The organism is Bacteroides helcogenes P 36-108, from assembly GCF_000186225.1.
In the GTDB taxonomy this organism is placed as follows: Bacteria; Bacteroidota; Bacteroidia; order Bacteroidales; family Bacteroidaceae; genus Bacteroides; species Bacteroides helcogenes.
Genome location: NC_014933.1, coordinates 1,154,545 through 1,177,557, shown reverse-complemented (window position 1 = coordinate 1,177,557; position 23,013 = coordinate 1,154,545). Strand labels below are relative to the sequence as shown.

The window sequence follows — 23,013 nt, the reverse complement described above, 5'->3', positions numbered from 1 at the left end:
CAATCCGTCCGTCTTCCGCCAGATACTAATAAATATCAAAAAGCGAGAAAGAAAAGCTTTCTACCCATGATTACTCATACATCAAGACGGTTAAGCAGCGTCTCGCATATATAGATACACAAAATTTAACATCCAACAGCTATGGACGCATACTCTCATTTTGAAGCGTACCCTTCGTTCAATTCATCAAAGAATGATTTGTAATTATCAAATTCATTATCTGTTTTTGAGTGGAGCAAATATTTTACCGTTATTCTCTGGTATTTCTAACATAATATCTACTTGATTAAATTTTTAAGATTACAAATGATGGTACAATTCAACGAAAGAGCCGCAAAGTGACCAACTGATTATTCTGTTGATAACCTTGCCATCCGTTCTCTTAGCAATTCGTAATATTTTTGTTTTAGTTCTTCACTCAAGAAAGAACAATGAATCATCGCCTCAAACTTCGGCAAAAGCTTCATATACTTATTGATAAGACGGTTTACAATAACAGCTTCTATGCCTAAGCTTTCAGCGCATTTCAAGAAATCACTCTTTTTCAACTTCTTTTTTCGGCCGTTCAGCGTCAATGCCAATTCTTCATCATCTTTTGGATTGATTATCGCAGCGTTGAGCAAATCATAAGCTGGCGTTAACCGTATATGATTATCATCCGGTTCATAGAGTGAAAAATTCTTCAAGTGCATGTCATTGTTGCCTGTCAACCATGAGAACAGGACTATATCAAAGAAATTGGTGACATCCATTTTGGGTACAGAAGAGTACTGAAGCACGGACTTTCCTATTCGCTCGTAACTACTTTTATACTTATGCTCGGTGAGTCGTTCTGTGAGTTGGCACATGTCTTCCATAGCCAATTTTCCACCATTCGAAGTGCGGTCTATCCGTCGCGTAAGATAGCATAATGAATCATCTGCCATGCGCATCAACGTGTGAGGAACAACCTCTATTCGGGCTAATTCGGCCAAGTGCATTGTCAAATCCTCTACTTCCGGCATCTGCTCGTAGGTGATGGTCTGTGGTTTACAGATGTATCCCCCCCACAGACCGACTATTGTCAGCCTGCTATTTCCCTCATGCCTGTTCAGATATAAAGACAGCTTTGGCTGAACCCCTGTCAGCGAGGTCTGTTCTTGAATCACCTGTTTTGCAAGCTCATCCAAGTGCTCTGTGGTATAATCCAATGCAGGCATCTCCGTTTGACCAAAGAATTTTTTTATGCAACCGGAATGCATATCTTTCTCGCCATTGACAAGAGGTTGATAGCAATACAAACAATTACACATGCGACACCTCCTTTACTTCAATAGGTTCAATACTAACGGCTCCTATACAGTCCTTGCAACAAACCAATAATAACGACATGCGGTCAAGGATGCTGATATCCATGTTACGCATCGCCACATCAAGCAACCATCCTTCCGGTATCAAACCATCGAAAAAAGGAAACAGCACACCGCTCTTAAACGCGTGTTCTTGAAGAGGCAAGGTTAAGCTGACCGGTTTGGCATTATCAGCCTGTAGATAGGTTTGAAGGTAAGAAAACTCATATCCTTCATCATTTTCCGTCAACACACCTGCTAATTGGTCTTTGTAATATACATTGGCTTGTCTCATAACATTACGGCTTTACTTTGGGGGCAGCGATTACTTCATAGTTGAAGAAGTCGAGCAATTGGTTCACTTTATCAAGACGCAAAGACTCTTTGCCTTGTTCCAAGTCTCGAACAAAACGTAAGCCTAATCCTGATTTCAAGGAAAGGTCTTCTTGAGTCAGCCCATACTGCTTTCGCAGTGATTTTACGATAGGAGATAAATTATTCATGCCATTTTATATCATTTCGGGTACAAAGATACTTGTTTATTTTTTATTTATATCAAAAAGGGTATAATGCTTTGTAACGCGTCAATAATATACCCCGAATGATATAAAAAACAACAGAAAGCACAATGTTAAATACTTATTTTTTCCACCTCTCAGCATATCCCACTATCACTTTTATGGGAATTTGGTTCTCAGTGGCAATGCGTTGCCAATCGTTGATGGCGCTGCATACTTCGTCTACAATGCTTTGAGCATCTTTGCGACTAAGCATATAACTTTCGCATGATTCAAGCAGCACTTTGATGTCAGAAGCTTCGGTGTTCTCATTTATCAGCAAGCATTGATAACGCTTGGTAGATGAACTCATTTCTCTCTTCGGCCGATTCCAGTTCTTCGCACGCATCACATAGGGCACGCAGGCTCTCTAAGGGTGGCACACTATATTCAGAGTCTTCATTAATGAATGTTCCGTTTTCTTCCGTACTGTAACGAATACCGCCCATTCTGGTCAGGTCTTCGATACCTACAAGATAATCATAATTACTGAGCGAGCGAATAGGTCTTTGTTCTTCCTGTGCAGCCAATCGTTCCCTACGGTCAAGAAGTAGTCGCCCCCAACGGTCGGGGAAGGAATCTTCCACGAAACCGAACACCGAATTACCCCCACGAGGATGTTGCATGCCTCTCACATTCATCACATCGCCACTAAGGAGGATACCTCCATGCTTTTTCAACCATTCAGGACTATACTCAAAAGAGAAATGGTCATTACCTCTCACACGCTCGTATGAAAGTATCCCGATTTTCTCGGTTTGACCAAGAAAATCAAAATCGGCATATACATATATCTTCTCCATATCCTGCTATTTTTTCAGTTCAGCATCCTGCAAGTCACGACCGAGCACATCGTTACCGGCAATCAGTTTCAAATCATTCTCCAAATTGAGTGCATACAGCACGCGAGCATAAATGCCAAATGCTACCGATGGGTCACCATGTTCCACTTTCGACACCGTCAGTCGGGTCACCGTTGCACGGTCGGCAATGTCCTGCATAGAGAGATGACGACGCTTGCGAGCCAACATAATCTGTTCGCCCATCAACTCAAGATTCTGCATAACAGGTCTTGGCATCACCTTACCGAAAGTCTTTCTGCTCATACTTAAAATGTTTATTGTTCGATGCAAATATAAATAACAGTGTTTACTACAACAAACATTTCCAAGATAATAAGCCTAATTATCAACTATTTTAGTGTTTTAAGTGTTGGTTTGCTCTCATTTTCACCCGTTTTTGCTTGTCTTTTCATACCTTTGCACCATAGAGTTACAGCAAAAAAACTACCTGAAAAGCTGCGGTACGACGTATTTAGGTAATAGGGGTGAAAATCAGCAACATGAACTTGCGTTTACTTTCTCTCCCACTTATTTTTTACCATTCGTACCAATTAAAACATTAAAATACTGATAACCAAGGAGGTGAGAACAGTGTATCGGGAAAATAAAAGTCTGAACCACCGATCCTGCAAAATCCAGAAAAATCAGACAAACAGAACAATTCAGTCCTCGCCCTATCTCCTCCCTACCTCCTCCATATCTGCTCCATATCTGCTCCTTGTGTTTTCTCACTCTATAGACACGGAGAAAACAGGGAGTTGGTAGGGAGGAGAAGACAAATAGGACAGAACTGATTATCCCTTTACTCTCCCCGCAAATCAAATTTTTTCCCTCCATATTCTTGCACCAAGCCAAAGTTTATCTTATTTTTGCGATTTAACAACAACGAATCATAACCTTTTAGACTGAAAGCACATCATTATGGATACAAGTAAGATTGTAGGAGAAAAAATCAAATCGCTCCGTGAAAGCCAATCCATCAGCATGGAAGATCTGGCACAACGTTCGGGACTCGCCATCGAACAGGTAGAACGCATCGAAAACAATATCGACCTCCCTTCACTGGCTCCACTTATCAAGATAGCCCGTGTACTGGGCGTACGTCTGGGCACATTTCTCGATGACCAGGACGAGAACGGCCCTGTGGTGTGCCGCAAGAATGAAGCACAAAACAGTATCAGTTTCTCCAACAACGCCATCCAGAGCCGCAAGCACATGGTTTACCATTCACTCTCAAAGTCGAAGGCCGACCGGCACATGGAACCGTTCATTATCGACGTGGCATGCACGGAAGACAGTGACTTTGTGCTCTCCTCTCACGAGGGCGAAGAGTTTATCATGGTTATGGAAGGAACCATGGAAATCAGCTACGGCAAGCACACCTATCTGCTTGAAGAAGGAGACAGTATCTATTATGACTCCATCGTTCCGCACCACGTACACTCCTACGAGGGACAAGCGGCAAAAATACTTGCAGTGATCTATACACCCATCTGATTCTTATGCTATACGAAAGAACGCTCGGCCAATGGCTGGAGCACTGGGCAGAGAATACGCCAGATAAAGAATACATCGTGTATTCTGACCGAAACCTGCGCTTCACATGGAGCCAGTTCAACAGGCGAGTGGACGACATGGCCAAAGGACTTATCGCCATCGGTGTGAAACGGGGCACACACGTGGGCATCTGGGCGGCAAATGTGCCGGACTGGCTTACTTTGCTTTACGCCTGTGCCAAGATAGGCGCCGTCTATGTAACCGTAAACACTAACTATAAACAGGCCGAACTGGAATACCTGTGTGGGAATTCGGACATGCACACCCTCTGCATTGTCAACGGTGAAAAGGACAGCAACTTCGTGCAGATGACTTACGCCATGCTACCGGAACTGAAAACATGCGAACGCGGACATCTGAAAAGCGAACGTTTTCCTCACATGAAGAATGTTATCTACGTGGGGCCGGAAAAGCACCGGGGAATGTACAACACCGCCGAAATTCTGCTTCTGGGCGACAACGTGAAAGATGACCACCTGAACAAACTCAAAAACCTGGTGACCTGCCATGACGTGGTGAACATGCAATACACGTCCGGAACCACAGGATTTCCCAAAGGAGTGATGCTGACGCACTACAATATAACCAACAACGGCTACCTGACCGGTGAACACATGAAGTTCACCGCAGACGACAAGTTGTGTGTCTGCGTGCCGCTATTCCACTGCTTCGGCGTAGTGCTTGCCACCATGAACTGCCTGACGCATGGCTGCACGGAAGTCATGGTAGAACGTTTCGACCCGTTGGTGGTGCTTGCTTCTATCCACAAAGAGCGCTGCACGGCACTCTACGGAGTACCCACCATGTTCATTGCCGAACTGCACCATCCGATGTTCGATATGTTTGATATGTCCAGTCTTCGCACGGGCATTATGGCAGGTTCTCTCTGTCCCGTGGAATTGATGAAGCAGGTGGAGGAAAAAATGTACATGAAGGTCACCAGCGTTTACGGATTGACCGAAGCCTCCCCCGGCATGACGGCGAGCTGTCTGGATGATCCGTTTGACGTGCGATGCAACACCGTAGGACATGACTTTGAACATACAGAAGTAAGGGTCATCGATCCGGAAACCGGAGAAGAATGTCCGGTGGGTGTGCAGGGGGAAATGTGCAACCGTGGATATAACACGATGAAAGGTTATTACAAGAATCCGCAGGCCACGGCCGAAGTGATAGACCCAAACGGTTTCCTGCATTCCGGTGACCTTGGGATAAAGGATGAAAATGGCAACTACCGCATCACAGGCCGCATAAAGGACATGATTATCCGTGGCGGTGAAAACATCTACCCACGGGAAATTGAAGAATTTCTTTATAAACTGGAAGGAGTGAAAGACGTTCAGGTAGCAGGCATCCCTTCCAGGAAATACGGTGAGGCCGTGGGGGCATTCATCATCCTGCACGAAGGGGTGGATATGCATGAGTCAGACGTACGAGACTTCTGTATAGGAAAGATATCACGCTACAAAATTCCCAAATACATCTTCTTCATAAAAGAGTTCCCGATGACCGGAAGCGGGAAGATTCAGAAGTTCAAGCTGAAAGACTTGGGACTGCAACTCTGCAAGGAACAGGGAATAGAAATTATATAAAGAAAAAGGATTGGAGATTAATCTCCAATCCTTTTTCTTATCATTCTTCATTCTTTTCCGGATACTTCATATTCTCCTCTTTCATCTGCTCCAATACTTCATGCAGATATTTGGCAGCCTCCCACTTTGCCATAGGCAGATCGTGGAGAAGGCAGTTGCCGCAATCTTGCGGAGCAGTACCGGGCACTTCACCTTCATATTCGGCAACAAAACGAAAAGCATCCTGCATCAGAGGCACGATGTCTTGCGGCTGCAAATCACCTTTCATCAGCAGGTAATTTCCGGTAAGGCATCCCATAGGCCCCCAATAAACAATCTTATCCTGCCAATGCGGCTCATTGCGCAGATAAGTGGCAGCCAGATGTTCTATGGTATGCAGTGCGCCTTGGCCCAAAGCCGGTTCGCGGTTGGGCTCCTTCATACGGATATCGAAGGTGGTGATAACTTCTCCGTTCACTTCGTCCTTGCGCGATACATAAATGCCGCGTAACAGGCGGATGTGGTCAATGGTAAAACTGGGAATCTTCTTCATGAGTTTATGATTAATTTATGATTTATAGAGGAAAGGAAAGCCCACGTTGCAAGAAATGAGCGTTCTGCCATCGTTGTCCAGAAATCAGCATACCGGGAAGAATGGTCTTCTACACCGGGAATATCGCTGATAATGCGGAAACTGAGGAAAGGAGTATGATACAGGAAGCAGGTTTGGGCAATAGCAGCGGACTCCATATCAACGGCAAGCCCGGCGGGAAAGCGTCGTTTGATAACGTCCAACTCTGTGCGGTCGGTGATAAACCGGTCGCCCGTACAGATAAGTCCTCCATGAATACGGCTTTCCAATCCGGCATTGTTTAATGACAGAGCATGCTCCAGCAGAGGGGGGAAGCCTTCATATTCGGCGGGAAAGCCCTGCACCTGCCCGTATTCGTTGCCGTCACCACACCAGACATCATGGTACACCAAACGTTCGCTTACCACCACATCCGTCACCTTTAAACATGCATCAATGCCGCCCGCCACGCCTGTACTGATAATGCAGTCAGGAGAAAAACGGCGTATCAGCTCCGTAGCACCTATCGCTGCACTCACCTTGCCGATGCCGCAACGGGTAAGTACCACACGGTTGTCGCCCGCCACGCCTTCCACATAATGAAAGCCACCGTTCTCCATCACCTTCTTTTCACGCAAACGTGCCACCAACTGACGGTGTTCACTGTCCATCGCACTGATAATGCCTATCGTCATATCCTGTCAATTTATACTGAATTCAAGGCAAAGGTACAACATTTTCATACGTAATTCATAATTTGCCGACCCTATTTTATGTATCTGAACCTTAATTGCATTATCTTTGTGCCATCAAAAAAACACATTCAAGATGATGAAGAAGATTCTCCCTGATTTGATTGCCATTCTGGCATTCATTCTGCTCTCTTTCGCCTACTTTTTCCCGGCCGACATAGAGAACCGCATCCTGTTTCAGCATGATATGGCCGCCGGAGCCGGAGCCGGTCAAGAAGCCAAAGAATATTATGAACAAACAGGCGAACGTACCCGATGGACCAACTCGATCTTTGGCGGTATGCCGACCTATCAGATAGCTCCGTCGTATGACTCCGCCAAGCCGTTGCAATGGACACAGAAAGTATATCAACTGTTCCTCCCCAACTATGTCAGCCTGACATTCATCCTGATGCTGGGATTCTACATTTTACTGAGAGCATTTGGCATACCGGTCTGGCTGGCCGGATTGGGCGGAATCATTTGGGCATTTTCTTCCTATTTCTTTATCCTGATTGCCGCCGGACATATCTGGAAATTCATCACTCTTGCCTACATTCCGCCCACACTGGCAGGCATAGTGCTTGCCTACCGGGGAAAAATACTGTCGGGAGGTATCGTCACCGCTATCTTCATCGCCTTGCAGATTACATCTAACCATGTGCAGATGTCCTACTATTTTCTGTTTGTCATCCTGTTCTTTGTGGGAGCGTACTTTGAAGATGCATGGCGCAACAAAACACTGCCGCAGTTCTTCAAGGCGAGTGCCGTACTGGCAGTGGCAGCCCTCATAGGTGTAGCTGCCAACCTATCAAACCTATACCATACCTATACTTACAGCAAGGAAACCATGCGTGGCAAAAGTGAACTGGTGAAAGCTGAAAATGCCGCTAACCAAACCGACAGCGGACTGGAACGCGATTATATCACACAATGGAGCTATGGAGTAGGCGAAACCCTGACCTTGCTCGTGCCCAACTTCAAAGGCGGCGCATCCGTCCCCCTCTCCACGAATGAAAAGGCTATGGAAAAGGCCAATCCGATGTACAGCGGACTATATCAAAGCCTGACGCAATATTTCGGCGACCAGCCCATGACTTCAGGTCCCGTCTATGCAGGAGCTTTCGTGCTGTTCCTTTTCGTTCTGGGCTGCTTCATCGTGAAAGGTCCGCTAAAGTGGGCGCTGATAGGAGCCACTCTTTTCTCCATCACGCTTTCGTGGGGCAAGAACTTCATGCCACTGACGGATTTCTTCATCGACTATATACCTATGTACAGCAAGTTCCGGGCCGTGTCCTCCATACTCGTCATAGCAGAGTTTACCATACCCTTATTAGCCATCTTCGCCTTGAAACGCATATTAGAAGAACCCGGAATCATAAGGGAAAATCTGAAAGCAGCAGGTGTCAGCCTGGCGCTTACTGCGGGCGTAGCACTGCTGATGTACGTCTCACCGGGGATTTTCACCGATTACGTTCCTGCACAGGAAGCCCAGATGCTGCAAAATGCAGTTGACCGCCAGATGATACCGTCCAATGAGTTAGCAGGCATCCTTGCCAACCTCGGCGAGATGCGTGCCGCGTTGGTCACCTCCGACGCATTGCGCAGCCTTTTCATTATCCTTGCGGGCTGCGGACTGCTATGGCTCTACATTAAAGGAAAACTACGCCGGTCACTGACCATCGCCGGCATCGCAGTGCTCTGCCTGATAGATATGTGGACCGTAAACAAACGTTATCTCCATGACGAACTCTTCGTGCCCCGTTCTATCCAGACAGAAACCTTCAGCAAAACGGCATCCGATGAGCAGATTCTGCAAGACAAAGCTCTGGACTACCGGGTACTGAACTTTGCCACCAATACTTTCAACGAAAACAATACCGCCTACTGGCACAAAAGTGTCGGCGGATATCATGCCGCCAAACTGCGCCGCTATCAGGAAATGATAGAGCATCATATCTCTCCTGAAATGCAGGCTGCCTATGGCGCCATTGTTGCTGCCGGTGGCAAAATGGACAGTGTGGACGCCTCCAAGTTCCGCGTACTGAATATGCTGAACACCAAATATTTCATTCTGCCGGCAGGACAACAAGGACAACAGACCATTCCCGTTCTCAATCCTTATGCCTACGGCAATGCCTGGTTTGTCGGCAAAGTGCAATATGTAAACAATGCCAACGAGGAAATTGACGCATTGAACAACATTCTACCAACAGAGACAGCAGTAGTAGATATGCGCTTCAAGGGTATATTAAAAGGGGTAACCGAGAGCTACAAAGACAGCCTCTCCTCCATACGCCTGACAAACTACGAACCGAACCGACTGGTTTACGAAACGGACAATGCCAAAGACGGTATTGCCGTGTTCTCCGAAATTTATTATCCGGATGGCTGGCAAGTCAGCATCGACGGAAAACCCACCGAAATAGCGCGTGCCGACTACATACTCCGCAGCATGTACATTCCTGCCGGACGACATACCATCGAAATGCACTTCGACCCGGCAAGTCTTCATGTAACGGAAAGTATTGCTTACGGGGCACTGGCACTATTGATGATAGGAATCATTGCCGTGGTGCTGGCAGCTAAAAAGAAGTATGCCAAATGATCAAAATAAAAAGCCGTTTCTGCCCTCACGGGCAAAAACGGCTTCAAGTCAATAATACATGAAAAAACGCTATTTAGAGAGAGTCTCTTCTACTATATTCAAGTTATGAAAGTGCCGTAACAGCGACAAACCATCTCTATTTGATTCCGAGACAAATATACGAAATGCAAAAACAGGGGAGAAATCAAATCGACGAAAAGGAGGATTTCATCGATGATCTTTTTTCAGAAGCCTGCAAGTAAGATAATGTACAGGATACCACACAGACAGAAAGCCAACCGCTATCACTGTTATAAAAATCAGCAACACATCTGTAAAATGCACACTGACAGGATAGGAATCAACAACAAAACTGCCGCTTCCTCCGAGAGAAATAATACCGAAACGCTGTTGAAGAAAGCATAGCAGCAAACCGAAAAAAATACCCGCCAGCGCACCGCATATAGAAATCAAGCGCCCTTCAAACAAAAATATACGGGCAATCAGTTTGTCATCCGCACCAAGATTCCGCAAAGTATCCACATCTTCACGTTTATCAAGGATAAGCATGGACAAAGAGCCTATTACGTTAAAACAGGAAATCGCAAGAATGAAAGTAAGGAAAAGGTAAGATATGAACTTCTCTATCTCCATGATACGAAATACGTCAGCCTGCTGTTCATAGCGGTTCTGCACAAGAAAACCATCTCCCAAGATGCGGGTAATTCTGTTCCGTACAGAAGTAATGTCAGCACCCGGCTTCAACTTTAGCTCTACCGCCGAAACTTCCGTATCATAATCAAACAAGCGGCGGGCAAAACCAATGGAAGTAAGAATATATCTTGCGTCATACTTCTGCTGGTTCACGACAAAAACCGCACCCGGTGAAAAAAGATAATCACGATTGAACGAAGCAGAAGGATTGGCCATATTTACACGAACATTCCTTTTGGGAGCATACACCTGCAAAGGATCAACAAACTGGATTCCCGTACCCAGTTCAGATATTAATTCCACTCCCAAAATGCCGTAATCAACATCTGCATCATGCAGAATAAATTTGCCTGTTCCGTACAACAGGCTGTCAATGGAGGTCAATTGCTCAAAATTGTCATCTACACCCTTGACAACCGCCATAGTCTGACGGTCTTTATACTGCACCATGGCATTTTCTTCCAATGTTTCTGTCCATACAGCTATTTCAGAAAAGGAACGTACTTGCCTGAAAGCGGCGCTATTCGGTTCAAAAACTTTTCCTTCACGAACTGTAATCTTCAGTTCCGGATCGAAAGCTGTAAAGAAGCCTGCCACCATATCCTGAAAACCGTTAAAGACGGAAAGTGTACATACCAGAGCCAATGTTGCCAATGCTACCCCACATACGGAAATACCGGAGATAATATTAATGGCATTATGCTTTTTCTTGGAAAAAAGGTAGCGCCGGGCTATGTAGAAAGGAAGGTTCACTTCAACAACTCGTCTATTTTTTCGAGATAATCCAAAGAATCGTCCACAAAGAATTTCAGTTCGGGAATGATACGGAGCTGATGGCGCACACGAGTTCCCAATTCATAGCGGACAGACTTCATATTGGCATTAATATTCTTTATCATTTCTTCTCCTTTCTCTGAAGGGAATATACTGAGATAAGCGCGTGCCACACTCATGTCGGGACTGATGCGAACTGCGCTGACCGAAACCAGTATTCCCGGCATGGACTTGGTTTGCAACAAAAAAATATCGCTCAACTCCTTTTGGAGCAAGCGGGCTATCTTATTCTGACGGGTTGTTTCCATAAAACTCTGCTTCTAATGTTTTGATGGCAAAATTACTCAAAATCTCTGTATTGCACGAATAAAAAGGAGGAAATGACGCTAAACGGCTTTAAATAAAGCCATAATGAGGTCAGACGAGGACAACTGCTAAAATTGGAAAAAGCAAAGAAAAGCGGATTTAGGAAACAGAACGGTTTCCAACTCGTTACTCGATAAAGATACAGTTTTAACAGTTCCCGTGCGATTGCGCCGCTCTGCTTAGATTTGCTTATCAAGGTTTAACTCATTGATTATTAGTTTTGCAACCAAAAAAGTTAAACATGAGCAGAAGCACATTCAAGGTGCTGTTCTACGTGAACGGCAGCAAGGAGAAAGACGGTATTGTCCCTATCATGGGACGAGTGACAATCAACGGGGCTGTATCACAGTTCAGTTGCAAGCAGAGCATTCCCAAAACACTATGGGATGCCAAAGGGAACAAGGCGAAAGGCTCTTCCGATACAAGGATGAGCAACCATATAGACCGCAAGTCCATACCCGACAATGCAGACCCACGGCGCACCTGTCTAAACCGTGAACTTGTGGAACTGCCCGAAGGAGTGGCAGACCGTGACGGCGCAATTACCCACCGCATACAGACGGCAGGCATCAGACGGAAGATTACAGCCGACCAAGTACGTGCCATCCGTGTGGTGTTGTCGGGAACGCATGAAGACATGATGCAGGTAGTAGGCAACGGGCAGTTGGACGGCTGGTGTGATGACAGCCTCCGATAGCTGAACACACAGTTCGGAAAGGACAACGTGGTATCGGCAGTGCTGCACATGGACGAGGAAACTCCACACCTGCACGCAACGGTCATTCCGATAGTCAAGGGGGAACGGAGAAAAGCTAAGGGCGAACAGAACGGCAGCAAGCGCAAGTACAGAAAGAAATCAGCCGACACGGTACGGCTCTGTGCCGATGATGTGCTCACACGTGACAAGCTGATAGCCTATCACGACAGCTATGCACAAGCAATGGAGAAATATGGATTACAACGTGGTGTACGTGGATCGGAAGCGAGGCACACCACCACCTTGCAGTATTACAGGGAATTGAAAAAGAAGAATACGGAGATGGAATCGGGCTTGCAGGTGTTGCAGGAACAGAAGACCGATGCAGAAAAAGAACTCCAGCAGGTGAAGAACGAAATCCGTACTGACAGGCTGAAAGGAGCTACCACAACGGCTGTTACCAACATAGCCGAAAGTGTCGGTTCTCTTTTCGGAAGCAACAAGTTCAAGCAGTTGGAAAAGGAAAACCGACAGCTAAATCAAGATATTACCTACCGTGACGAGGACATAGGCACGTTGCAACATCAGTTACAAGCAATGGAAAGCGAACACAGTCGGCAGATACTTGAAATGCAACGGCAGCATAGTACTGCATTGAACGATGCTATAGCAAAGAAACAAGCTACAACAGAATTATTCAGAGGCGCATTACAGAAAGCAGCTATATGGTATCCTATGTTTCCACAAATGCTGAAAGTCGAGGGACTATGCAAGTCTGTTGGTTTCAATGATGAACAGACTGCACGCCTTATGAAAGGAAAGCCACTTACATACAGCGGTGAACTCTATTCGGAAGAACATAATCGGAAGATAAAGGTTAATGATACCGTCTTTACGGCAGTAATAGACAAAGGCAAACTTGTACTTGCGGTTGGCAGCCAACATATTGGCGATTGGTTCAAGGAACAAATTGAGAAAGCTAATCGAATGGGTACAAGGCAGCAGATTAAGTCAGACAGAGGTTTTAAGCTATAAATTGCATTAGAATTGATAACTTCGGAATAATAATTTCTAAATAGGGACTGAGGATTAAACTCTGTCCCTATTAAAGTTTCTTCTTTTTAATATACCCAAAGGTCTTATTTCTCACCATAAAGTTTTTTCATATGAGGTTTAATACTGTTTCCCCAATTATTCAATTCATCCAAAACAGGAAGAACAGAACGTCCTAAATCCGTTAGTGTATATTCAGAATGAGGTGGTAATTCTGCAAATATTTTTTTCTCAATAAGTCCGTATTCTGTTAGTTCTTTTAGTTGGAGGTTTATAACACGTGCATTAGCATCAGGATAAAATTTCATCAATTCGCTTGGGCGTTTTGCACCATCACGTAGGTCAAAGATTATGCAGCTTTTCCACTTGCCTCCTATCACTTCCATTGCTAACTTAATGCCACAAGTCAAGTCTAATGGTATTTTTCTTTCGTACATATACTTATTTAAATTGATAATTATGTGCAAAGTTAGTGATAAAAAGCGAAATGGACTATATATTATTACATTTGTTATATACTGACAAAATCATCAGTATATGATACTTTTGTCAGTACTTGTACATCCTGTCAAAACAGAGTAACTTTGCACCCAAAAGAATATACGTAATGACAAATATTAAATTGAAAATTCTATTGTCAACTATCTTGTTGGCGTTTATAACATCATGTTCAAATAACAAAATGAGTAAAAATGAAACATTAGAGGTTCTGAAAACCCGTAGGGCAATCAGAGCTTATCAGGATAAAATGCCTGAGAGAACATTGGTTGAAAAGATTATCGAAGCGGGATCTTATGCACCTACAGGAATGGGGAGACAATCCCCCATTATCGTCGCTGTAACCAACAAGCAAGTGCGTGACAAACTGTCAAAACTCAACGCTGATGCTATGGGGACAAGCTCAGACCCTTTCTATAATGCTCCAGTGGTTTTGGTTGTTCTTGCCGACAAACAATGTCCGACATATTTATATGACGGTTCATTGGTAATGGGTAACCTTATGAATGCCGCACATTCGGTAGGTTTGGGAAGTTGTTGGATTCACCGTGCCAAAGAAGTTTTTGAAACATCCGAAGGTAAATCTCTTTTAAAAGAATGGGGAATCGAAGGAAATTACGAAGGAATAGGAAACTGTGTTATCGGTTATAGCGCACAAGAAAATCCTCTTCCTCGAAAGAGAAAAGAAAATTATGTGTATTACGTAGATTGATAGAACAAATAAAAGAATGAAAAAATATCTATTAACCATCGCATGGGCACTTGTTGCGTTGACAATTGTAAATGCACAAAACAATCAAGAAAGAATGGGAAAAACAGTAAGATTGATTTATCCTCAATGGCAAGGGGGCAACGTTTCTTCGTTGATTACGGAAGTCAAGAATCCAGATGATGCTTCATTGGGCTATATGCTTGGGGCACAATTGTTGGAAGTATTGGCTCCTCAAAATCCTGCACAGAAAAAAATAACTATACCTATATCGACAGAAATAGGCGAACGCAAAGTGCAGGATGGTGTTTATGACCGTGATATAATTGCACAACAAACAAGTGTAGCCGTTGAAATGCTAAAGATAGAAAAGCCAGACCGAATCATAACTCTTGGTGGAGAATGCTCTGTAAGTGTTGCTCCATTTACTTTTCTTGCAGATAAATATAAAAATGATGTTGCCGTAGTGTGGATTGATGCACATCCAGACATTACGCTTCCTGGAGAAGCTTATCCTGGATACCATGCTATGGCTGTTACTGCCCTCATGGGAAAAGGCGATAATAAAATCCTTTCTTCATTGCCCACCAGCATAGCTCCATCAAATATCCTATTTGTAGGGCTACGCGATTGGGAACGTGATGAAATTAAAGTACGCCAAAGAGAATATGGAATGAAAAATCTAACAGTTCAAGAAGTGAAGGTCGATAGTAAAGCTGTGCTGAATTGGATAAAACAAACAGGAGCAAAGCATATTCTTATTCACTTTGATATGGATGTGTTAGACCCTTCTGAAATAATTCCGGCGGTCGGTGTTGTAAATAATGGCTTGAAGATGTCTGAAGTTGTTAGAATTATCAATGATATTCATGCTCATGCTCAAATTGACGCATTGACTGTAGCAGAGCCAATGCCAAGAATAGCAATCAATCTAAGAAATATGTTGAGAGCCATTAAAATGTTTGAAGAGTAAGTTGAATACTCGCAAATCTCAATTCTGTATGTCATTACATAACATATAGAATTGAGATTTTTTCTGTATTTGCATTTAGAGCTTTAACAGAAACTTCCTATTTCTAAAAATTGTATTACCTTTGTGGCTGAAAAGAGTTATTTGACAGCTAAGCAAGGCACAGCAAACCGCAGAAATCATGACCGTCGCCAAATCTATAATATTCTTACTGCTTTCATTCATTTACCTTTTTATATATCATATCGAATATGATTCAATAATTCTACTTTCTCATAATCGTAATGAGAATAAAACAAGGTGTGATGTGTATCAAGTTTTTTAATTTCATTCATTTCTTCATCAGACAAACTAAAATCAAATACATCAAAATTTTGTTCCATGCGTTCTCTATGAAGTGATTTCGGAATACAAACTATGCCACGCTGAATAAGCCATCGTAAGGCTACTTGTGCGACAGATTTCCCATGTTTATCACCAATTGATTTCAACAGGCTGTTATTGAAGAACCCATTGCGCCCCTCCACGAATGTGCCCCAAGATTGCAAAGCAACATCATATTGGTTCATTATCTGCTGGTAGCCATTATGCTGCCAAAAAACATGAGTTTCCATCTGATTAATCATTGGCTTTATTTTGGCATTGCAGCACAAATCCACCAAGCGGTCTGGATAGAAGTTGCACACACCAATGGCACGAATCAATCCTTTTCGATAGAGGTCTTCAAGCGCACGCCATGCTCCATAATAATCGCCAAGGGGCTTATGTACAAGATAGAGGTCAAGATAATCCAATCCTAATCGGTCCAATGAGCGATAGAATGCTGTTTTTGCAGAATCATATCCAGCATCTTGCAGCCATAGTTTTGTTGTGATAAAGAGCTCTTCACGCTTTATTCCACTATTCTTTATCGCACGACCGACAGCCGCCTCGTTCATATATGCCGCTGCTGTGTCAATCAGTCGATAACCGACATCAAAAGCATCCTCTACACAACGTTCACACTCTGTTGTTTCGATTTGATATACACCAAAACCGAGAATGGGCATTTGCACATCATTACTTAAAGTTATATATTCCATAATTTCTTATTTATTGTTGTTAATACTATTTTTCTTGCGTATTTGGCTCTTCCAAACATTACAAATAAAGCAATGAGAATAAAAATAAAAGCGACAATCATTGCCGTGTGGCAAACGGAAACGGCATTTGAAAGACCATTACTTGCCGTGACCATTAAAGATAATCCGATTGAGCATCCTATCTGATGAGCTGCATTGACCAATCCAGATGCGACACCTGCATTATTGGGAGTTACGCCCATAATTCCTGCATTAGTAAGTGGGCTCATTGCGAATCCCTGTCCTATACCAAGCAGCAACATGGGCACAGATATACCTATAAGATACGAACTTTCTCCTCCTAAATAAACAATCAGTCCAAATCCAATAAGCATTATTACCAAACCCGAAAAAAGAACGTGACTGTTTCCAAATCGATGAATGAATGTCGGCACTACCACTGCTGCAACGAATGTAGATAGGGTAAGTGGGAAGAATGCTATACCTACCCACAAAGGTGAAAGATGAAACACCTCTTGCAAGTACTGAGAAATGAAGAAATAAAATCCCATCATAGAACCCGAAAACAAAATTCGTGAAATGTTGGCTCTTGTTCTTGTAGAGTTAAACAGCCAAAGCGGCATCACAGGATGCTGACTATGCTTTTCTACTCCAATAAATGTAGCTAACGACAAAGCAGAAACAGCAATCCAAAATACTAATTGTTTAGTACCATTGATGGCATATACAAATGAAAAGATACAGACCACAGACAATATTGTCCCAGTTATATCTAAGTGAGAACGAGTTCCTGCATCATGCGTCTTATTGTCAAGTTCCATGAAAGAAACCATAAGCATAAAGCAAACAATCGGAATATTGATAAAGAAACCATAGCGCCAAGAAAAGAAATCCGCTAAAGCACCTCCTACAATAAGTCCAATACTCATGCCCAATCCTGAAATGGAACTATACCACGCGATGGCTTTCACCCGTTCTTGACCTTCAAAATGGTCAATTATCAGAGCTAAAGAGGTGGGTGCAAGTACTGCGGCAGACATTCCTTGCAAGAATCTTGCGAATATCAGAATGTCAGCAGAAGATGCCAATCCTGCCAATGCCGAACTTATGCCAAAAATCACCAGCGACAGATTTAAAGCCTGTTTCCGTCCTAAAGTATCGCTTAGTTTCCCTCCGAACAACATAAATCCGCCCCATGCCAGCACATAGGCATTTGTCACCCAAGACAAAGAAACTTGACTTAAAGAAAGTTCCTTTGCTATTTTTTCCAACCCTGTGATTACTACTGCACCATCCATTGCCGTGACAAAATAGCTTAGCAGAATTACCGTGAGAATGAATATCTTATTCTTTTTCATCTAATTACAATAACTTCTTTGTTTTCAACCACTGATAAATGATTTCGGCTATCTTCTTATTGTTCAAGTCGGACATAAGAAAATGAGTATTACCATAAATGCCCTTTTCGGGAAGGTGAATAATTGTGACATCACCACCTCGTCTGTTTACCGTTGCAGCCCATTGCTTGGCTAACTTTAAGCGTATTCGCCAAATATCAAGTTCCGGTATGGAGGAATGTTCCGTTGGAATGTTATCACCATAGATAAGCAGGATTGGTATTTTTGTGAATGTTTCAAATGTATCGGTCTGTACTCGAATATATTCAATACCTTCCTCAGCATCAGTCTGTGGCGACGGCTCATCTGTAGGAAATGAAAAGAAACCACCACCTTCTAATCCTATCAGAGCCTTTATGTTTTTGGTTTTCGGAATAGTTTTCCATGCATGCATTACTCCTTGGGAGTGTGCTATCAGAACAGCCCCCTCCAATTTATCGAATAAGGCAGCTATGGCATTCGCATTAATTTCAAAATCCAAGGGTCCTGTATCGGGAGTAATTTGTCTCAAAAATTGATTCATACTCTCTTTGTCACGCGGAAATTGCACATTCTCAAAATAATTGGGATAAATACCTATTCGCCACTTGGTGTACCAATCTTGTTCATCATACACGGGTTCTGTATTTTTGCATTCAACCGTGCGACCTGCATTGCCACGTCGTGGTTGGGTCATGTTGTAAACAGAAAATCCTTTTTTAAGGAAGATGTTTTGAAAACCTTCTCGTCCATCGGGAGTGCTTTCCCACGTCTTGGAGGATTGATAGATGCCGTGTAAAAGCACAATAGGAAGTTTGTGGGGATGGATAGGCATCTGATAATAAACATATCCATGGTCTCCGTGAAATACAGAACCATTTTTGTTCGTAGTCAAACTACCTCCAACAAAATAACTGCCTTGCTCTTTGATAATTAAAGAACTGTTTGTTTCTTGAGCAGATAAACTACCGAAAAGCATACACAACAATACGATTGACAAACTATTTTTTTTCATCTTTTTCTTTTTGAGTGCAAAATTAGCCTGAATCTAAATCCATGCAGATACAAAAAAAACTGAATAAACTACGAAAATCATTGTTTTTCCTATTCCACTAATTAAAAAGCCATTAACTTTGCAGTATGGGAACAATAAAAGCAAATCAAATCGAGGATTATTGTAGTATGGTGGGTGCTGAAATCTTGCATCCGCTGGTCAATGTCATTGATTTCTCAAAACTGCCGCCAATCCTTTTCAGTGGCCTACGCCGCCTATTCGGGTATTATGCCATTTATCTAAAGGGTACTAAATATACAGAATTACAATATGGACGCAATACTTATGATTATCAAGATGGAACGCTTGTATTCTTTGCTCCGGGACAAGTAGCAGGAAGCGAAGATGATGGAAAATATCATCAAGTGGATGGCTATTGCTTAATTTTTCACCCAGATTTAGTGAAAGACACACCCATAGCAGACCTTCTCTCTAAATATACATTTTTTGCTTACGATACAAACGAAGCATTGCACTTGCAAGAATCAGAAAAGCTAATTTTGATTGATTGTCTTAATAAGATTGAATACGAACTGCATCATCAAGACGAAATGAGTACGACTACAATTGTGGATTATATCAAATTAATATTGGATTATAGTACTCGTTTTTATAATAGACAATTTGAAACCCGTAAGGTAGAAATGCAAGACATCCTTGTTCGCTTTGAAAGGTTGTTGAATGATTATTTCGCAAATAAACAATCTAATCAGGGGCTTCCTACAGTTCAATATTTTGCGGATAAATTGTGTTTGTCCACTAATTATTTCAGCGATTTGATAAAAAAGAGTACCGGCATCTCAGCCTCAAAGCATATTCAACGCAAAACACTTGACACAGCTACAACCCTACTTCTATCTTCGGGTAAGACCATAAACGAGATTGCCAACATGCTCGGTTTTCAGTATCCACAGCATTTTACTTCTTGGTTAAAAAAACAAACAGGATACACTCCATTGGCTTTTCGTGAAAGATAATCCACAAAACATTTATATAATTTCAAAGATTCTACTACATTTGCATCCGATAAGAGTTATTTGAAAGCATTTCAAAGCAGAGCGCAGCAATAAGCACAGTTGCCAAATCGTTACCTCAAAAACGCTCATTCCTCCCAAAGCCTTTAAAATAAGGCGATAAGAAAAACATACAGAATTACTCAAAATCTCTGTATTGGACGAATAAAAAAGAGAAAATGGCATCTCATCCTTGTACTTGGGTTCAAAGATAAGATGTTTGCTCTATTTGCAACCGGATTGCAGAAACTTTTATCTACTTTTGCAATAACATAATTAAAGTTGAGTTATAATGACAACGAAAGAAAGCAGTGATATTATTGCGAAAGCGGCTATCCGCCCCACTTCCATTCGGATATTAGTATATAAAGCCATCTCTGAGCTGAAGGATACATTCAGTTTGGCAGACTTGGAAGACCAACTGCCGACCATTGACAAATCAAGCATCTTCCGGGCATTGACTCTGTTTCATGAGCATCACTTGATACACAGTATCAATGACGGCAGCGGTTTCATGAAATACTGCCTGTGCCACAATCATGGCAGTTGCCGGGAAGAAGAAGCTCATGCCCATTTCCATTGCGAGATTTGTAACAAGACCTTTTGCCTCGACAGTTGTCGAATACCTGATATACTCGTTCCTGAAGCCTATATAATCAGAGAAGTCAATTTCGTAATAAAAGGAATTTGCGCCAAGTGTGCATCTAAACACTAATAATCATGGGACATAATCATGCACACAGCCTCAACAATGCGGAAAAGAATATTTCCATTGCTTTCTTCTTGAATGCTTTTTTTGTTATTGTAGAACTCATCGGAGGTATATTAACTAATAGCATCGCTATCCTTACTGATGCCTTGCATGATTTTGGCGATTGTCTTTCGTTAGCTACGGCATGGTTTCTACAAAAGAAATCAACACAAGTTCGCGACAAAAAGTATTCTTATGGCTACAAACGCTTCTCTTTGCTTGGCAGCATATTCCTTTCAGGGGTGCTGACTGTCAGTTCTGTTTTTGTACTGATAGAAGCCGCCAAGCGTATTGCAGCACCGCAGGATGTCAGTGCACAAGGTATGCTATGGATGGCTGTCTTCGGGATAATCATCAACGGTGCAGCGGCTTTTCGTGTAAAACGAGGAACGTCATTGAATGAACGTGCGGTATATCTCCATATTATGGAAGACGTATTGGGATGGGTTGGCGTGTTGATTGTTAGTGTTGTGATGCTTTTTATCTATGTACCTGCCTTAGACTCGTTGCTTTCCATTGGGATAAGCATTTGGGTATTGAGTAATGTTTATAGGAATATTAGAAGCGTCTTTAAAATCTTTCTTCAGGCAATTCCCGATGATGTCCCTTTAGTTGAACTTACATCTAAAATAAACAGTATAAAAGGAATTGCATCTATTCATGACCTCCACCTTTGGAGTCTTGACGGAGAATCTCATGTAATGACCTTGCACGTTGTTACCGATGAAGCCGACACAATAGCTATAAAGGCGCAAATAGTAGCAACTGCCAATAAATACCACATTGTACACACCACAGTCGAATTTGAAAACAGTAAAGTCATTTGTGCAACAAACTGTGACAAAGAAATACTGATATAGCACTTTGCAACCGGATTGCAAAAGATTTCCCTTACATTTGCAGCATAATTAAGAAATAAATGAAAAGAGCAGCGAACATAATCCTTTTGTCATTGTCGGTATTAATGATACTGATTATGCCCTTTGTTCCGCATCATCACCATAAAGATGTGGAATGTATGGTTGTGGAACGCTGCATTTCAGACAATACTTATAATGATGAACATACGGCACATCCTGCCGATAATGACTCTAAGGATAATTCATTGTGTGTAAAAAACATCCAGTCATTAAACGTCAAATCAGGTATCCACCATGATTGGAGTGCAGTTCATCTGTTTCCTCTTCTAATCTTTACTTATAACGAATTGTTCGTTGATGTCTATCGGCAGGAGAGTCCTCTTTATGACAGATATACGATTTCGTATAAATCACCGATTGGTAGAGGTGTCACTTCTTTAAGAGCCCCTCCTCATTTTCATTCCTGATACTTCAATATCAAGAAGTATGTCTTTGAATACAATCATTGTTAACAGGTAGTATGTCTTTGACACGCTACAGGGAATATTTAGTTCAATATGGTAATAAAGCAAGTGATGGTGCTAATGGCACTATTCCTTCCTTTGCCGTTGCTCTCCCAAAGTTATACAAGTAAGGATATTCAAATAAAAAACAGTTTGCCTTCCGACTTTTCAAAGTCTGAATTGACAATGAAACAATTGATTGTTCCTTTGTCTCTGATGGCTTACGGAACGCTCGAAGCATCGCTTTACCCCAAATACAGATTGTTGAATTATGCAGTAGGTCACGAAGTGATTACGCATAAGCCCGTAAAATTCAGAATAGATGACTATACCCAGTATGTACCTGCGGCAAGTGTTTATCTGCTGAATTTGTCAGGTGTACGCGGTCGTCACAACTTCAAGGACAGAACGATGATTTTAGGATTGGCAGGGCTTCTTACAGGAATCTCGGTTAATACCCTTAAATATACTGTCCGTGAACAACGTCCGGACAAGTCTGCACACAATTCTTTTCCTTCCGGTCACACCGCTGTTGCCTTTATGGGAGCAGAATTTCTTTGGCAGGAGTATAAAGACGTATCTATCTGGTATGGAATCGGTGGATATGCTATTGCAACGGGCACAGGAGCATTTCGTATTTACAACAACAAGCATTGGGCGGGAGATGTGATTTTCGGTGCAGGATTAGGAATATTGTGTACCAAACTCGCTTATCATCTTTATCCGAAAGCAAAACTGAAACTGTCTTCAAGAAGAAAAGCAGATAAAAGTGGAACTGCTTTTTCTGTATATCCTTATTACAACGGACAACAAGGAGGAATTTCAATATCAAAACAATTTTAATAACAG

General features: G+C 42.6%; 24 protein-coding genes and 1 pseudogene. 11 read left to right on the top strand and 14 right to left on the bottom strand.

Annotated features, from left to right (window positions below; translation table 11 throughout):
• Positions 1-350: 350 nt before the first annotated feature.
• The 6 genes from BACHE_RS04550 to BACHE_RS04530 all read right to left on the bottom strand — a co-directional run bounded on the left by BACHE_RS04550 (position 351) and on the right by BACHE_RS04530 (position 2,991).
• On the bottom strand, positions 351-1,292 hold the full coding sequence (locus BACHE_RS04550) for a HipA domain-containing protein (RefSeq protein WP_013546538.1): 942 nt from the start codon (positions 1,290-1,292) through the stop codon (positions 351-353).
• Positions 1,285-1,623 (bottom strand): HipA N-terminal domain-containing protein, encoded by a 339-nt coding sequence (locus BACHE_RS04545; protein ID WP_013546537.1) that lies wholly within the window; start codon positions 1,621-1,623, stop codon positions 1,285-1,287. Before BACHE_RS04545 ends, BACHE_RS04550 begins: the two co-directional genes overlap by 8 nt.
• A gap of 4 nt (positions 1,624-1,627) precedes the next feature.
• The gene (locus tag BACHE_RS04540; protein ID WP_013546536.1) at positions 1,628-1,831 is read right to left on the bottom strand and encodes a helix-turn-helix transcriptional regulator; all 204 of its coding nucleotides are present in this window, start codon (positions 1,829-1,831) and stop codon (positions 1,628-1,630) included.
• 136 nt (positions 1,832-1,967) lie between these two features.
• Entirely contained in the window at positions 1,968-2,198 is a 231-nt protein-coding gene (locus tag BACHE_RS17725) for a hypothetical protein (protein ID WP_245530916.1), read from the bottom strand.
• Positions 2,155-2,688: a HipA N-terminal domain-containing protein gene (locus BACHE_RS04535; RefSeq protein WP_049778912.1), complete on the bottom strand. Its 534-nt coding sequence runs from the start codon at positions 2,686-2,688 to the stop codon at positions 2,155-2,157. The genes BACHE_RS17725 and BACHE_RS04535 overlap by 44 nt, the downstream gene beginning before the upstream one ends.
• A 6-nt stretch (positions 2,689-2,694) precedes the next feature.
• Positions 2,695-2,991: a helix-turn-helix domain-containing protein gene (locus tag BACHE_RS04530; protein ID WP_013546535.1), complete on the bottom strand. Its 297-nt coding sequence runs from the start codon at positions 2,989-2,991 to the stop codon at positions 2,695-2,697.
• Between the two features lie 657 nt (positions 2,992-3,648).
• Between BACHE_RS04530 and BACHE_RS04520 the strand changes: the two genes are divergently transcribed.
• Positions 3,649-4,224: a helix-turn-helix domain-containing protein gene (locus BACHE_RS04520; RefSeq protein WP_013546534.1), complete on the top strand. Its 576-nt coding sequence runs from the start codon at positions 3,649-3,651 to the stop codon at positions 4,222-4,224.
• Between the two features lie 5 nt (positions 4,225-4,229).
• A complete protein-coding gene (locus BACHE_RS04515; RefSeq protein WP_013546533.1) occupies positions 4,230-5,876 on the top strand; it encodes an AMP-binding protein in 1,647 nt (548 codons plus the stop codon).
• Between the two features lie 40 nt (positions 5,877-5,916).
• Here the strand turns inward: BACHE_RS04515 and BACHE_RS04510 are convergent, their stop codons facing one another.
• A complete protein-coding gene (locus BACHE_RS04510; protein WP_013546532.1) occupies positions 5,917-6,408 on the bottom strand; it encodes an S-ribosylhomocysteine lyase in 492 nt (163 codons plus the stop codon).
• The gene (locus tag BACHE_RS04505) at positions 6,405-7,121 is read right to left on the bottom strand and encodes a 5'-methylthioadenosine/adenosylhomocysteine nucleosidase (protein ID WP_013546531.1); all 717 of its coding nucleotides are present in this window, start codon (positions 7,119-7,121) and stop codon (positions 6,405-6,407) included. Before BACHE_RS04505 ends, BACHE_RS04510 begins: the two co-directional genes overlap by 4 nt.
• Positions 7,122-7,257: 136 nt before the next feature.
• Here BACHE_RS04505 and BACHE_RS04500 point away from each other — a divergent pair, with 136 nt between their 5' ends.
• Positions 7,258-9,765, top strand: a complete 2,508-nt coding sequence (locus BACHE_RS04500) for a YfhO family protein (RefSeq protein ID WP_187289297.1) — start codon at positions 7,258-7,260, stop codon at positions 9,763-9,765.
• A gap of 207 nt (positions 9,766-9,972) precedes the next feature.
• Here the strand turns inward: BACHE_RS04500 and BACHE_RS04495 are convergent, their stop codons facing one another.
• Both BACHE_RS04495 and rbfA read right to left on the bottom strand, forming a co-directional pair.
• On the bottom strand, positions 9,973-11,211 hold the full coding sequence (locus BACHE_RS04495; RefSeq protein WP_013546529.1) for an FtsX-like permease family protein: 1,239 nt from the start codon (positions 11,209-11,211) through the stop codon (positions 9,973-9,975).
• Entirely contained in the window at positions 11,208-11,540 is a 333-nt protein-coding gene (gene rbfA / locus BACHE_RS04490) for a 30S ribosome-binding factor RbfA (protein ID WP_013546528.1), read from the bottom strand. The genes BACHE_RS04495 and rbfA overlap by 4 nt, the downstream gene beginning before the upstream one ends.
• A gap of 299 nt (positions 11,541-11,839) precedes the next feature.
• Here rbfA and mobV point away from each other — a divergent pair.
• Positions 11,840-13,330: pseudogene (gene mobV, locus BACHE_RS04485) on the top strand (MobV family relaxase).
• A gap of 104 nt (positions 13,331-13,434) precedes the next feature.
• On the opposite strand, the gene BACHE_RS04480 reads toward mobV, so the two are convergent.
• Entirely contained in the window at positions 13,435-13,785 is a 351-nt protein-coding gene (locus BACHE_RS04480; RefSeq protein ID WP_013546525.1) for a winged helix-turn-helix transcriptional regulator, read from the bottom strand.
• Positions 13,786-14,030: 245 nt separating this feature from the next.
• On the opposite strand from BACHE_RS04480, the gene BACHE_RS04475 reads away from it, so the two are divergent.
• Both BACHE_RS04475 and BACHE_RS04470 read left to right on the top strand, forming a co-directional pair.
• Positions 14,031-14,558, top strand: coding sequence for a nitroreductase (locus BACHE_RS04475; RefSeq protein ID WP_013546524.1), 528 nt, complete (start codon positions 14,031-14,033; stop codon positions 14,556-14,558).
• A 16-nt stretch (positions 14,559-14,574) separates the two neighbouring features.
• Positions 14,575-15,528, top strand: coding sequence for an arginase family protein (locus tag BACHE_RS04470; protein WP_013546523.1), 954 nt, complete (start codon positions 14,575-14,577; stop codon positions 15,526-15,528).
• A gap of 230 nt (positions 15,529-15,758) precedes the next feature.
• On the opposite strand, the gene BACHE_RS04465 is transcribed toward BACHE_RS04470, so the two are convergent.
• The 3 genes from BACHE_RS04465 to BACHE_RS04455 are packed head-to-tail and all read right to left on the bottom strand — an operon-like array spanning position 15,759 to position 18,998.
• Positions 15,759-16,607, bottom strand: a complete 849-nt coding sequence (locus tag BACHE_RS04465; protein ID WP_013546521.1) for an aldo/keto reductase — start codon at positions 16,605-16,607, stop codon at positions 15,759-15,761.
• Complete coding sequence (locus BACHE_RS04460) at positions 16,595-17,965, bottom strand: MFS transporter (protein ID WP_013546520.1); 1,371 nt, start codon at positions 17,963-17,965, stop codon at positions 16,595-16,597. Before BACHE_RS04460 ends, BACHE_RS04465 begins: the two co-directional genes overlap by 13 nt.
• A 4-nt stretch (positions 17,966-17,969) precedes the next feature.
• Positions 17,970-18,998, bottom strand: coding sequence for an alpha/beta hydrolase (locus BACHE_RS04455; protein ID WP_013546519.1), 1,029 nt, complete (start codon positions 18,996-18,998; stop codon positions 17,970-17,972).
• Between the two features lie 125 nt (positions 18,999-19,123).
• On the opposite strand from BACHE_RS04455, the gene BACHE_RS04450 reads away from it, so the two are divergent.
• From BACHE_RS04450 to BACHE_RS04440, 5 genes are all read left to right on the top strand, one after another.
• Positions 19,124-20,014: a helix-turn-helix domain-containing protein gene (locus tag BACHE_RS04450; protein ID WP_013546518.1), complete on the top strand. Its 891-nt coding sequence runs from the start codon at positions 19,124-19,126 to the stop codon at positions 20,012-20,014.
• Between the two features lie 328 nt (positions 20,015-20,342).
• Complete coding sequence (locus BACHE_RS16860; RefSeq protein WP_013546517.1) at positions 20,343-20,765, top strand: Fur family transcriptional regulator; 423 nt, start codon at positions 20,343-20,345, stop codon at positions 20,763-20,765.
• Positions 20,766-20,770: 5 nt separating this feature from the next.
• Positions 20,771-21,661 (top strand): cation diffusion facilitator family transporter, encoded by an 891-nt coding sequence (locus tag BACHE_RS04445; RefSeq protein WP_013546516.1) that lies wholly within the window; start codon positions 20,771-20,773, stop codon positions 21,659-21,661.
• Positions 21,662-21,720: 59 nt separating this feature from the next.
• Positions 21,721-22,128 (top strand): DUF6769 family protein, encoded by a 408-nt coding sequence (locus tag BACHE_RS17270; RefSeq protein WP_013546515.1) that lies wholly within the window; start codon positions 21,721-21,723, stop codon positions 22,126-22,128.
• Between the two features lie 222 nt (positions 22,129-22,350).
• A complete protein-coding gene (locus BACHE_RS04440) occupies positions 22,351-23,007 on the top strand; it encodes a phosphatase PAP2 family protein (RefSeq protein ID WP_245530915.1) in 657 nt (218 codons plus the stop codon).
• Positions 23,008-23,013 lie beyond the last annotated feature (6 nt).